Source organism: Clostridia bacterium, from assembly GCA_024685775.1.
GTDB lineage: Bacteria > Bacillota > Clostridia > Christensenellales > CAG-1252 > CAG-1252.
Window position 1 is genome coordinate 22,646 of record JAIKVL010000035.1, and the last position, 13,328, is coordinate 35,973.

The window sequence follows — 13,328 nt, forward strand, 5'->3', positions numbered from 1 at the left end:
TATGAAGAAATACGTTTTGATCGGCGGAAGCATCGCGACGCAAGGGGCGATCGAGGGGATCCTTTCCGTGGAAAAGAATGCGGATATCACCGTGATCTGCGGGGAAAAACGTCCCCTTTATTCCCGCCCTTTGATCTCCTACGTTTTGGAGAAAAAGACCCCGGACGAAGGGCTTTTCTTCCGCGGGAAAGATTACTATGAGAAAAAAGGCGTGAAAGCGGTCTACGAGACCGCGACCGCGATCGACCCCGCGAAAAAGACCGTCGCGGCGGGAGAAACCCTTTATCCCTATGACGAACTCCTCGTGGCGACGGGTTCCAAACCCTTCGTTCCCCCGATCAAAGGGCTGGAAGGTGTCTTGAAAAAGCACACCTTTTACACGATGGATGATATGCTCGGGCTTCGCGCCGACCTCGAACGAGGCGGCAAAGTCCTGATCGTCGGCGCGGGACTTATCGGAATGAAATGCGCGGAAGGCGTTCGGGAGTACACGGATAAGATCGTGATCGCGGATATGGCGCCGCGTCCCCTTCCCGCGGCGACGACGCCCGAAGCGGGCGCGATCGTGCAGGAACGGCTTTCGGGGATCGTGGATTTCAGGCTGAACGCCGCCCTCGATCGATTCGAAGGAAATAAGGCGGTCTTCCAAAGCGGCGAAGAGATCGCGTTCGACGTCTTGGTTCTCGCGCTCGGCGTTCGCCCGCAAGTCGGACTTTTGAAAGAGATCGGCGCGGAGGTGAATCGCGGCGTAATCGTAAATGAAAAAATGCAAACGAACCTTCCGAGCGTCTACGCGGCGGGCGATCTCGTCGAATCTTACGAAGCGGTCGGAAAGGGTAAACGGCTGTTGCAACTCTTCCCGAGCGCGTACCTCGGCGGCAAGATCGCGGGAAAGAACATGGCGGGAGAAGAAACCGCGTTTTTGACCGACGTCCCGATGAACGCGACCAAGCTCTTCGGCGTTCGGATCACGTCCGCAGGGTTGTTTACGGGTGAAAAGACCGAGATCACCGTCGGCGAGGATTACCGCGCGATCTATGCGGAAGACGGGCGGATCAACGGCTTTATTTTGATCGGCGATCCTTCGCGCGCGGGAATTTTGACCGACTTTATCCGCAAACGTCGCTCCGTCGAAGGGCTCGACGTTACGAAGCTTTTGACCGATCGCGATTTGTCGCTCTATCCCGAAGCGGAAAGGAAAGCGGCGATGGGAGGCACTTATGAAATTTAACGGAAAGACCTACGAGGCGAAAGAGATCAACGACGCGATCAAGGCGGCGGGCGACGCGACTTTGACCGAAGTCCTCGGCGAAAGATTCATCGCGTGCGGTTTGAAGACGGGCGTCGTCACGATCGAAGGAACGCCCGGAAACGCGCTCGGCGCCTATCTCGACGGAGCGAAGATCGTCGTCCGCGGCAACGGGCAAGACGCCGTCGGCGACACGATGAACGACGGCGCGATCGTCGTCCACGGTTCGGTCGGCGACACTTTGGGCTACGCGATGCGCGGCGGAAAGATTTTTATTCGGGATAACGTCTGCTATCGCGCGGGCGTCCATATTAAGGAGTACGGGGAAAAGAAACCCGTCATCGTGATCGGCGGGACGGCGGGCTGTTTTCTCGGCGAATATATGGCGGGAGGGCTTATCCTCGTCCTCAATAAAAAAAGCGAAAAAGACCCGATCGGCGACTATACGGGCGTCGGAATGTACGGCGGAAAAATCCTCGTCAAAGCGCAATCTCTTGACACGGTTCTCCCCGAGCAAATACAATGTAAAAAGATCGGAAAAGCGGAGCTTGCGGAATTTACTCCTTATATTAAGGAGTATGCCGCGGAGTTCGGCGCGGACTACGAAGCGCTTTCATCGGGAGATTTCTTTCTCTTGGAGCCGAACAGCGCGAATCCGTACAAGCGGCTTTACACGAATAATTAGGAGGCAATACTATGGTTGATTTCGGCGATTTCGCAAATTTTATCCAAGAGGGCGACGTTAAATTCATTCGTTTGAGTTTCGTGGATCTCGAAGGGCGGCAAAAGAACGTCTCCGTTATGGCGGAAAGTTTCGAGAAGCATCTCTCGGAAGGCGTCGTCATCGAAGGAAAAGGCGCGGGATTCCCTTCCGAGACGGAGATACGGCTCGTCCCCGATATTGGGACCGTCCATATCCTTCCGTGGCGCCCCCAACACGGCAGAGTCGCGAGGTTCCTTTCCTCGATCCGCTCGGTTTCGGGCGAAAGCCTTCCGTTCGACACGCGCAAGATCCTTTCGGACGCGGTCGCGCTCTTAAAAGAAAGCGGCTACACTTCCGAGATCGGAACGGACAGCGAGTTTTATCTTTTCTGCCTCGATTCGAACGGCGATCCGACGCTCGTTACCCAAGATAACGCCGGCGCGTACGATATCGCGCCTTTGGATAAAGGCGAAAACGTTCGCCGCGAGATCTGCCTGACGATGGAAGAGATCGGGATCGATCCCCTTTCTTCGCATCACGAGCAGGGCCCCGGGCAAAACGAGATCACGTTCGTTAAAAAGTCGCCGCTCGAAGCCTGCGATAATTACGTCATTTTCAAATCGGTCGTAAAAGCGATCGCCTCGCGCAACGGGCTGTACGCTTCCTTTATGCCCAAGCCGCTTTCGAACGAACACGGCAACGGCTTGACCATTCATTTCGACGTTCGGAAGGATAAGAAATCGATTTTCGCGGGAGAGGCTCCCGCGCTTGCGGAAGCTTTCGTAGCGGGGGTTCGGAGAAGGGCGAGAGCGTGCGCGCTCTTCGCGCATTCCGTCCCGAATTCTTTCGATCGTCTCGCGACCTATAAGCAGATCACCTCGATCGCGATCGAGGAAAAGCGCGACAGCTTTATGCGCTTCACGAATACCTGCGGCGAAAAGAAACTTTCGCTGCGCGCGCCCGATAACGCCTGCAACTTATATTTGACCGTGGCGCTCGTTTTGCGCGCGGGTCTCGAAGGGATTAAGGACGGGTTGACCGCTTCTTCGGTCTCGCCCGAATCCCTCCCCGCGTCGCTTGAAGAAGCGATCCGCGAAGCGGAAGGAAGCGCGTTTCTCAAAGACGCGCTCGGCGAAGAATTGCTCGCGATGTACGTTTCCGCCAAAAAGAAAGCGGCGGAAGCCTTCGAAAAGGACCCCGCGGGCTACACGAAGAAGGATTTCGAAAGGTTATAAACCGTGAGAACCGTTTTGGTGGTGACGCCGAACCTTCAAGACCTCGATTGGTTCAAGGAGGATCTGGCGAAGTTGAATATCGAGGAGATCTTCGGAGTGAAGACGTCTTCGGAAGCGCGGCGATATTTGATCGAACGCACTTGCGATCTTCTCGTTATCAACGCGCCGCTTTCGGATGAAAACGGGCTTCGCCTCGCGGTGGACGTCATCGGAAATAAAGCCAATCAAGTCATTTTGATGGTCAAGCGCGAATTTGCGGACGAAGTTTCCGCCAAGGTGGAAGATTACGGGATCTTTACGGTGGAAAAGCCCCTTTCTCACACGGCGTTTTGGCTTGCGCTCAAAATGACGAACGCCGCTTTCAATCGGACGCAAAGCTTTATCAGCGAGAACGATCGATTGAAAAAAAGCCTCGCGGACATCCGCTTGATCAATCGCGCGAAATGTCTGCTCATCGAGAAGATGGGGCTTTCGGAAGAGGCGGCGCATAGGGAAATGGAAAAACAGGCAATGGATCGCAGGCTCGAAAAAGTCGAACTTGCGAAAAAAATCATAGAAACGTTCGAGGATTGAGTATGGAAAAAGATTGCGTGATCGTTGGGATCGATTGGGGCGACGAAGGCAAAGGCAGAATGGTGGATCTGATAACGTCGGATTACGACGTCGTCGTCCGCTATCAAGGCGGCGGCAACGCGGGACATACCGTCATAAACGAGCTCGGTAAGTTCGCGCTGCACCTGCTTCCGTCCGGTATTTTTCGAAAGGGGGTCGTCAATCTCCTCGGAAACGGCGTCGCGCTGGATCCCGAAAATCTCCTGAACGAGATCGAAAGCGTTCGCGCGAAAGGGATCGCGGTCACGCCCGAGAATTTAAAAATCAGCGATCGCGCGTCGATCCTTTTCCCTTGGCACAGAAAGCTGGACGAGCTTGAAGAAGCGCGCTTGAAAGATAAGAAATTCGGTTCGACCAAGCAAGGGATCGCGCCTTTCTATTCGGATAAATATCAAAAGAAGACCGTTATGATCGGCGAGCTTTTCCACCTCGAAAAAGCCAAAGCGCATCTCGAAGGGATCCTCGAATGGAAAAACCTTCTCTTGAAAGAAGTCTACGGCGCGGAGCCTTATTCGATCGACGACGCGATGCGTTGGATCGAAGATTATGCGAAAAAGCTGTTGCCTTTCGTCTGCGACGCGGGCGCTTTCTTGAAGCAAGCAAAGAAAGCGAATAAACGCATTCTTTTCGAAGCGCAACTCGGCGCGCTGCGCGATCTCGATTTCGGGATTTACCCCTACACGACTTCTTCCAATACCCTCGCGGCATACGCGCCCGTCGGCGCGGGGCTTCCCTCGATCCGCCCCGAAAGAGTCCTCGGCGTCATTAAAGCGTACTCGACGTGCGTCGGCGAAGGACCGTTCGTCTGCGAATGGTTCGGAGAAGAAGCGGACAAGCTCAGGGAAACGGGCGGCGAATACGGCGCGAAGACGGGTCGCCCGAGAAGGGTCGGACCGCTCGATCTCGTCGCAACGCGTTACGGCGTGGAGCTTCAAGGCGCGACCGAGATCGCTCTTACGAAGCTCGACGTTTTGAGCTATATGGACGAGATCCCCGTCTGCACGGCGTACGAAGTCGGCGGGAAGGTCACGAAGGAATTTCCGTTTCCTTCCGATCTCGATGAAGCGCGCCCCGTGACCGAATTCCTGAAAGGTTGGAAGACGGACGTTTCGAAAGCGAGAAAGTGGGAAGATCTCCCGAAGGAAGCGCGGGATTACGTCCTCTTTATCGAAAAAGAGATCGGTTGCTTTATCAAATACGTTTCGGTCGGAGCCGAGCGCGAAAGCGTCGTGATTCGTTCGGAGAGAGCGTAACGGAGGAAAAAATGGACACGATTTTGGTTTTGGATTTCGGCGGACAATACGATATGCTGATCGCGCGGCGCGTCCGCGAACGCGGCGTCTATGCGGAAGTCGTCAACTTCGATAAGATCACGGCGGAAGAGATCAAACGACGCGGTTATGTCGGCGTCATTTTTACCGGCGGACCGAACAGCGTCTATAAAGAAGGCGCGCCTTCTTTCTCGAAGGAGATCCTTTCGCTTGGGATCCCGATCCTCGGCATTTGCTACGGAATGCAGCTGATGGGGCATCTCGCGGGCGGAACGATCGCTTCGGCGGAAGAGTCGGGCGAGTACGGAAAAGTTACGCTGACGGTCGAAGATTCTCCGCTGTTCAAAGGGGTTCCGAAAGAGAGCGTCGCTTGGATGAGCCACCGCGATTTCGTCCAAACCGTTCCGAGCGGATTTACTTTGATCGCGCGGACGGCGAAATGTCCGTCGGCGGCGATGGCGAACGAAGAGAAGAAGCTGTACGGCGTCCAATTCCATCCCGAAGTGACCCACACCGCTTTCGGCGGCAAGATGCTCGAAAACTTCCTTTTCGAGATCTGCGGTTGCAAAAAAGAATGGAATATGGAAGGGTTCATCGAATCCGCCGTGGAAAAGTTCAGAGAAAAGTGCGCGGGCAAAAAAGTCCTGCTCGCGCTCTCCGGCGGGGTGGACAGCTCGGTCGCGGCTGCGCTGATGCATAAAGCCGTCGGCGATTCGCTCGTCTGCGTCTTCGTCGATCACGGGCTTCTTCGGAAGGACGAAGGCGACCTCGTGGAGCGTACGTTCAAAGGGAAATTCGGGATGAACCTCATTCGCGTTAACGCGGAAGACCGCTTCCTTTCCCGCCTTGCGGGCGTAACCGAACCCGAAAAGAAAAGAAAGCTCATAGGAGAGGAATTCATCCGCGTCTTCGAAGAGCAGGGGAGGATTCTCGGCAAGGTGGATTATCTTTGCCAAGGGACGATCTATCCCGACGTCATCGAAAGCGGAAAGGGCGACGCCTCGACGATCAAAAGTCATCACAACGTCGGCGGGCTTCCCTCGGTCATCGACTTCAAAGAGATCGTGGAGCCTTTGCGCGATTTGTTTAAGGACGAAGTCCGTCAAGTCGGCTTGAAGCTCGGGCTTCCTCCGGACCTCGTTTGGCGGCAGCCCTTCCCGGGCCCCGGGCTTGCGGTCCGCATCATCGGCGCGATTACCAAAGAAAAAGCCGATCTTTTGAGAGAAGCGGACGCGATCTTCCGAGAGGAGATCGCCGCGGCGATGAAAGAAAACGCGCCCAACCAATTCTTCGCGGTCTTGACCGACACGAGGAGCGTCGGCGTAATGGGCGATGAAAGAAGCTACGGCTACGTCCTCGCCCTGCGCGCGGTCACGACGGACGACTTTATGACGGCGGATTGGACGAGGATCCCCTACGAAGCCCTCGAAAAAGCGTCGAGCCGCATTACGTCGGAAGTCAAAGGAATCAACAGAGTCGTTTATGACGTTACGAGCAAGCCGCCCGCAACGGTTGAATGGGAATGATCCCGAAGTGAGGTAAGTATGAAATACATATTCGTTACGGGAGGCGTCGTGTCGGGTCTCGGCAAGGGGATCGTGGCGGCGTCTCTCGGCAGACTTTTGAAACTCAGAGGCTTGAAGGTCGCGGCGCAAAAGCTCGATCCTTATATGAACGTCGACCCCGGGACGATGAGCCCGTATCAACACGGCGAAGTCTTCGTCACGGAAGACGGCGCGGAGACCGATCTCGACCTCGGGCATTACGAGCGCTTTATCGACGAAAATCTTACGAAGTATTCCAATTTGACTTCGGGAAAAGTGTATTGGAACGTTTTGAACAAAGAGCGGAGAGGGGAATACCTCGGAGAGACGGTGCAGATCATTCCGCACGTTACGAACGAGATCAAGGCGTTCATTTTGAAAAACGCCGAAGTCACCGAAGCGGACGTCCTCATCACCGAGATCGGCGGCACGATCGGCGATATCGAATCGCAGCCCTTTTTGGAAGCGATCCGTCAGCTTTCTTTGGAAGTGGGCAGAAGAAACTGCCTGTTTATCCACGTTTGCCTGGTGCCGTATATTTCCGGTTCGGACGAGTTTAAGTCCAAGCCGACGCAACACTCGGTCAAAGAGTTGCAGGCGATGGGCATTCATCCCGATATCATCGTCGCGCGGTCGGATAAGGACGTAGGCAAAGAGATTCGCAAAAAGATCTCGATGTTCTGCAACGTGGCGGAAGACTGCGTGATCTCCAATACCACGCTCGACTGCTTGTACGAGGTCCCCGTTATGCTTCATAACGAGGGCACGGATGACGTCGTCTGCCGCGAACTCGGCATTTCTCTTCCCAAAGCGGATATGCGCGAGTGGCAAAATATGGTTGATTCCGTGCGCGAACGGAGCGGCGAAGTTACCGTCGCGCTCGTCGGCAAGTACGTTAAACTGCACGACTCTTATCTCTCGATCGTCGAGGCGCTGAATCACGCGAGTTTCGTGGTCGGGAAGAAAGTCAAGATCAAGTGGGTCGAAAGCGATAAGCTGACCGAAGAAAACGCCCCGGAGATCTTTGCCGATTGCGCGGGCATCCTCGTCCCCGGAGGCTTCGGCGACAGAGGGATCGAGGGAATGATCACCGCTTGCAAATATGCGCGCGAACATAAACTTCCTTATTTCGGAATCTGTCTCGGAATGCAGATCTCGGTCATCGAGTACGCCCGCCACGTCCTCGGATTCAAGGACGCGAACAGCCGCGAATTCGATGAAAAGAGCGAGCATCTCGTCATCGATCTGATGCCCGATCAACAAGGCGTGATCAAAGGCGGCACGATGCGCCTCGGCGCCTATCCCTGCAAGGTCAAGGAAGGCACGACGCTTTATTCCTGCTACGAAGAGCCCCTTATCAAGGAGCGCCATCGCCACAGATACGAATTCAATAACGAGTATAAGGAAGCGTTCGAGCGCGCCGGACTCACCGTCAGCGGGACTTCGCCTTCGGGGCATATCGTGGAAACGGTGGAGCTTTCGGATCGCGATTTCTTCGTCGGCGTGCAGTTTCATCCCGAATTCAAATCCCGCCCGAACAAACCGCATCCTCTTTTCGTTCGATTCGTTCAAGCGTCCGCCGATAAGAAACGCGCATAGAGGATTATTATCGGAAAGGGTATCTTATGAAAAACGTTCCCAACAAAAAGATCATTACGGAAGACGGTCGGGAGTTTTACGGTTACGCTTTCGGCGCGGATTCCGACCGCATTCTCGAACTCGTCTTCAACACGTCGCCCGTCGGCTATCAAGAGATCCTGTCCGACCCGTCCTACACCGATCAAGCCGTCGTTATGACCTATCCTTTGATCGGGAATTACGGGATGGCGGAGGACGACTACGAGACCGACGTTCCTTCGATCGGCGCTTTGATTGTTCGCGAGTATAACGACGAACCTTCGAATTTCCGCGCGAAAGAAACGCTCGGCGCGGTCATGCGCCGTTTCGGCATTCCGGGGGTCTTCGGCTTGGATACGAGGATGCTGACGCGATCCATTCGCGACCTCGGAAGCCGCAAGGTCCTCTTGACGGGGGCGAACACACCCCTCGCGGAAGGTCTCGAACGTCTGAAAACGTATTCCGCGCCCCGCGACGCGGTCTCACGCGTTTCCTCGAAAAAAGCGTGGGAGATCTCCGCGGATCCCGCTCGCCGCCACGTCGTCGCGATCGATTGCGGAATGAAGAAAAACATCGTTCGTTCCCTCGTAAAACGGGGGTGCCGCGTAACGGTCGTGCCTTGGGATACTTCGGCGGAGGAGATCCGAGCGCTTTCTCCGGACGGGGTCTTCCTCTCCAACGGTCCCGGCGATCCGACCGACGTCCCGCAAACCATTCAAACGGTACGCGCGCTTCTCGGTAAATACCCGATCTTCGGGATCTGTCTCGGGCATCAGATCCTGTCGCTGGCGTACGGCGCGAAAACCTATAAACTCAAATTCGGGCATCGCGGCGGAAACCACCCCGTAAAAGATCTCTCGACGGGGAGAATCGAGATCACTTCGCAAAATCACTCCTATGCGGTCGATCCCGGCAGTTTGATCGGAACGCCGCTTTCCGTCACGCATTTGAATCTTTTGGACGAAACGGTCGAAGGCGTCGCGTGCGTAAAGGATCGGGCGTTCGGCGTGCAGTATCACCCCGAAAGCGCGCCGGGTCCGCAGGACAGCGCGCATCTTTTCGATCGTTTTCTTGCTTTTATGGAGGATAGACCCCATGCCTAAAAGAACGGATATAAAAAAAGTCCTCGTGATCGGATCGGGACCCATCGTCATCGGGCAAGCGGCGGAATTCGATTACGCGGGAACGCAAGCCTGTCTCGCGCTGAAAGAGGAAGGCTACGAGGTCATCCTCTGCAACTCCAACCCCGCGACCATAATGACCGACACCTCGATCGCGGATAAGGTCTATATGGAGCCTTTGACCTTGGAATATATCGCGAAGATCATTCGTTTCGAGCGTCCCGACGCGATCCTGCCGGGGATCGGCGGGCAGACGGGATTGAACCTCGCGATGCAGCTCGAAAAGAAAGGCGTTTTGAAAGAATGCAAAGCGGAATTGCTCGGGACGGCGAGCCGCTCGATCGAACAAGCGGAAGACCGCGAGGAATTTAAGAAGCTTTGCGAAAGTCTCGGCGAACCCATCCTCCCCTCCGAGACGGCGCAAACCGCGGAAGAAGGGCTTGCCGTCGCGCAAAAGATCGGTTTTCCCGTCGTCCTGCGCCCAGCCTTTACACTCGGCGGAACGGGCGGCGGCTTCGCGAACGACGAAGAGGAATTTTTGCCTTTGATGAAGCGCGCTTTGGAGATCTCTCCCGTCGGGCAAGTGTTGATCGAAAAAAGCGTGAAAGGGTATAAAGAGATCGAGTACGAAGTCATTCGCGACAAAAACGACACGGCGATCACGATCTGTAATATGGAAAATCTCGACCCCGTCGGGATCCATACGGGGGATTCGATCGTGGTTTGTCCGTCGCAGACTCTGACGAATAAGGAATACCATATGCTTCGCGACAGCGCGCTGAAAATCATTCGCGCGCTCAAAATCGAAGGCGGTTGCAACGTCCAATTCGCCTTGGATCCGAAGTCCTTTCAATACTATTTGATCGAAGTCAATCCGAGAGTTTCGCGCTCTTCCGCGCTCGCTTCCAAAGCAAGCGGTTATCCGATCGCCCGCGTCTCGGCGAAGATCGGCGTCGGAATGACGCTCGATGAGATCCGGATCGCGAACACGCCCGCTTCGTTTGAACCCGCGTTGGATTACGTCGTCACGAAATTGCCGCGTTTTCCTTTCGATAAATTCGCCGACGCGAATAACAGCCTTTCCACCCAAATGAAAGCGACGGGCGAAGCGATGAGCGTAGGCAGGACCTTTGAAGAAAGCCTTTTGAAAGGGATCCGCTCTTTGGAGATCGGGGCGTATCACCTGCATCTCAAAAAGTTTGACGATAAAGAAACGGATTTCCTTTCGGACTACGTTCGCGAAGGGAAAGACGACCGTATTTTCGCGATTGCGGAGCTTCTTCGGAGAGGCGCTTCGGTCGAGTCGATCTCGAACGAGACGGGGATCGATCCTTTCTTCCTTCGAAAGATCCGCAATATCGTCCGAGAGGAAGAAGAGATCCGCTTGAATCCGAGCGATCTTTCCGTCCTCAAAGCGGCGAAAAGAATGGGCTTTTCGGATAAAGAGGTCGCCGCGCTTTGGGGCGTCTCCGAAAAAGAGATCTTCCGCATTCGGGAAAGAGAAGGGATCCTTCCCGTCTATAAAATGATCGACACCTGCTCCGCGGAGTTCGACAGTTATATCCCGTATTTTTATTCGACCTACGAGGAAGAGAACGAATCTGTCGTTTCGGATCGAAAGAAGATCGTCGTTTTGGGCTCGGGTCCGATCCGCATCGGGCAAGGCGTGGAATTCGACTACTCGACCGTTCACGCGGTGCAGACCATTCGCAAGGCGGGTTACGAAGCGATCATCATAAACAATAATCCGGAGACGGTTTCCACGGATTACACTTGCTCGGATAAGCTGTACTTCGAGCCGCTTTGTATCGAAGACGTGATGAACGTCATTGCGCTTGAAAAGCCCGAGGGCGTAATCGCGACGCTCGGCGGGCAGACCGCGATCAATCTCGCGGATTCCCTGAAAGACCGCGGCGTCAAGATCCTCGGAACGGGCTGCGACGCGATCGACCGCGCGGAGAACCGCGATCTTTTCGAAAAACTGCTCCTATCCCTTTCGATCCCGCAACCCGAAGGGCGCGCGGTGACGAGCATCGAAGAGGGCGTTCGGGCGGCGAAAGAGATCGGATATCCCGTCCTCGTTCGTCCGAGTTTCGTTCTCGGAGGAAGGGCGATGCAGATCGTCGCGAAAGAAGCGTCGATGTGGGAGTATCTCAAAACCGCGGTGGAAGTGGATCAGGACAAACCCGTCCTCGTGGATAAATACATTCGCGGAAAAGAAGTCGAGGTGGACGCCGTTTGCGACGGAACGAACGTCTTCGTTCCCGGCATTATGGAACTCGTCGAACGGACGGGCGTTCATTCGGGCGACTCGATCAGCGTCTATCCCTCGTACAGCCTTTCCGAAAAGGTCAAGGATACCATTTTGGATTACACCGAAAAACTCGGTCTCGGCATCGGCATCGTGGGACTTTTTAATATCCAATTCATCGTGGATAAGGACGAGAAAGTCTATATTATCGAGGTAAATCCGCGTTCTTCCCGAACGGTTCCCTTCCTCTCCAAGGCGACGGGGTACAGCCTCGCGGATATCGGTACGCTCGCGATGCTCGGCGTTTCCTTGAAAGAGCAGGGGATCTTCGTGCGCTACCCCAAGGAGAAAAACCGCTCCTACGTTAAAGTCCCGGCGTTCTCCTTCGCAAAACTCGGTGGTATGGACGCCTATCTTTCCCCCGAAATGAAGTCGACGGGCGAAGCGATCGGCTATGACGATAAACTGCACCGCGCCGTGTATAAGGCGATGATCGCCGCGGGGTTGAAACTCAAAAACTACGGCACCGTCTTGGTCAGCGTCGCGGACGAGGATAAAGAGGAGACCGTTCCCCTCGTCAAACGGTTTTACGATATGGGATTTAATATCGAAGCGACGACCTTGACCGGGGAGGTACTGCGCGAACACGGCATCCATACGAGGATCAAACATAAACCGAGCGAGGGCAGCGATGAGGTTTTGAATTCTCTTCGCGCCGGCTACGTCAGCTACGTTATCAATACCCGCGCCGTCCTTTCCGGCGTGCACGAAGGCAACGGCATCAAGATCCGCGCGCTTGCCGCCGCGAACGGCATTACGATGCTCACCTCGCTGGATACCGTCCGTATGCTTTTGGACGTTCTGGACGAGATCACCCTCGGAGTCTCCACTATCGACGCGAAGTAACGGGGTCTTTCGATAAAAAACGTCGGAGAAATCCGACTTTTTTCATTGGCGGAGACAGGAAAAACCAAATCGAACGATTCAAGAATCAGCCTATCACGCAAACGCGTGTATATCATCAAGCGACAGCTTGTAAATCATTAGCGCAAAGTACCGCATAGCATCAACCCGAAGCGGATGCTTTTATACACGGCAGAGCCGTGATGATATGTAGGGGCGAGCTCTTGTTGATATGCCAAACCTCGCTCCGCTTCGATTTGGATAAAAAACAGTCTAAAGCAAATTCGCTTTAGACTGTTTTTGGTGGAACGATAGCAACGTAAATCGAATTTCACTTAACCGAAAAGCCAACTATCAAGCCAACAATAGTCGCTGCTAATGATATTATAGCGATTACTAACATAAAAATGTTGAATCGCTTTGCTTTTCGCAACTCTTCTTTTTGCTCAGCATTTATTTGCTTTAAAAGGTCTAATTCACCATCGATTGCGTTCATCGTTTTTTTAATTCCATCAAACACACTTGAAAAATCTTTATCGAAGTTATCCATATCATTTCCTCTTTTGTTTTGAAAAAGCATAGCCATTTTTCATAATATAAATCAAATTCTATTCCATATAATCGTTGAGGGATTTCATACTATTAAACCATGATTCAATTTCGTCAAAAAGATTTTCTTGTACAAGCATATCTTTTGTTACGCCAGATAGAACTGTTTTACTCAAATAACACTTCAAGGCTTTTTCTCTGTCTTTAGAATCTGAAATGTTTTTTATATTATTAAACTGCTGTGCTGTTGTATTCCTTTGCGATAATAGAGTA

The 13,328-nt window shown here is 53.9% G+C and carries 11 protein-coding genes; 9 read left to right on the forward strand and 2 right to left on the reverse strand.

The annotated features are described in order from the left end of the window. Window position 1: 1 nt before the first annotated feature. The 9 genes from K5753_06720 to carB are packed head-to-tail and all read left to right on the forward strand — an operon-like array spanning window position 2 to window position 12,509. Window positions 2-1,231: an FAD-dependent oxidoreductase gene (locus K5753_06720; protein MCR4726891.1), complete on the forward strand. Its 1,230-nt coding sequence runs from the start codon at window positions 2-4 to the stop codon at window positions 1,229-1,231. Beyond that, complete coding sequence (locus tag K5753_06725; GenBank protein ID MCR4726892.1) at window positions 1,221-1,934, forward strand: glutamate synthase; 714 nt, start codon at window positions 1,221-1,223, stop codon at window positions 1,932-1,934. Before K5753_06720 ends, K5753_06725 begins: the two co-directional genes overlap by 11 nt. An 11-nt stretch (window positions 1,935-1,945) precedes the next feature. Further along, window positions 1,946-3,187, forward strand: a complete 1,242-nt coding sequence (locus K5753_06730) for a glutamine synthetase family protein (GenBank protein MCR4726893.1) — start codon at window positions 1,946-1,948, stop codon at window positions 3,185-3,187. A gap of 3 nt (window positions 3,188-3,190) precedes the next feature. Beyond that, a complete protein-coding gene (locus K5753_06735) occupies window positions 3,191-3,760 on the forward strand; it encodes an ANTAR domain-containing protein (GenBank protein MCR4726894.1) in 570 nt (189 codons plus the stop codon). Between the two features lie 2 nt (window positions 3,761-3,762). Continuing rightward, on the forward strand, window positions 3,763-5,052 hold the full coding sequence (locus K5753_06740; GenBank protein MCR4726895.1) for an adenylosuccinate synthase: 1,290 nt from the start codon (window positions 3,763-3,765) through the stop codon (window positions 5,050-5,052). Between the two features lie 11 nt (window positions 5,053-5,063). Beyond that, entirely contained in the window at window positions 5,064-6,596 is a 1,533-nt protein-coding gene (gene guaA / locus K5753_06745) for a glutamine-hydrolyzing GMP synthase (GenBank protein ID MCR4726896.1), read from the forward strand. Window positions 6,597-6,614: 18 nt separating this feature from the next. Then, entirely contained in the window at window positions 6,615-8,213 is a 1,599-nt protein-coding gene (locus tag K5753_06750; GenBank protein ID MCR4726897.1) for a CTP synthase, read from the forward strand. Window positions 8,214-8,239: 26 nt separating this feature from the next. Continuing rightward, window positions 8,240-9,334 (forward strand): glutamine-hydrolyzing carbamoyl-phosphate synthase small subunit, encoded by a 1,095-nt coding sequence (gene carA / locus K5753_06755; protein MCR4726898.1) that lies wholly within the window; start codon window positions 8,240-8,242, stop codon window positions 9,332-9,334. Beyond that, window positions 9,327-12,509 (forward strand): carbamoyl-phosphate synthase large subunit, encoded by a 3,183-nt coding sequence (gene carB, locus K5753_06760; GenBank protein MCR4726899.1) that lies wholly within the window; start codon window positions 9,327-9,329, stop codon window positions 12,507-12,509. Before carA ends, carB begins: the two co-directional genes overlap by 8 nt. Before the next feature lie 328 nt (window positions 12,510-12,837). Here the strand turns inward: carB and K5753_06765 are convergent, their stop codons facing one another. Both K5753_06765 and K5753_06770 read right to left on the reverse strand, forming a co-directional pair. Next, complete coding sequence (locus K5753_06765) at window positions 12,838-13,092, reverse strand: hypothetical protein (protein MCR4726900.1); 255 nt, start codon at window positions 13,090-13,092, stop codon at window positions 12,838-12,840. 22 nt (window positions 13,093-13,114) lie between these two features. Beyond that, the coding region (locus K5753_06770) for a hypothetical protein (protein MCR4726901.1) at window positions 13,115-13,328 on the reverse strand (214 nt) is incomplete at its 5' end.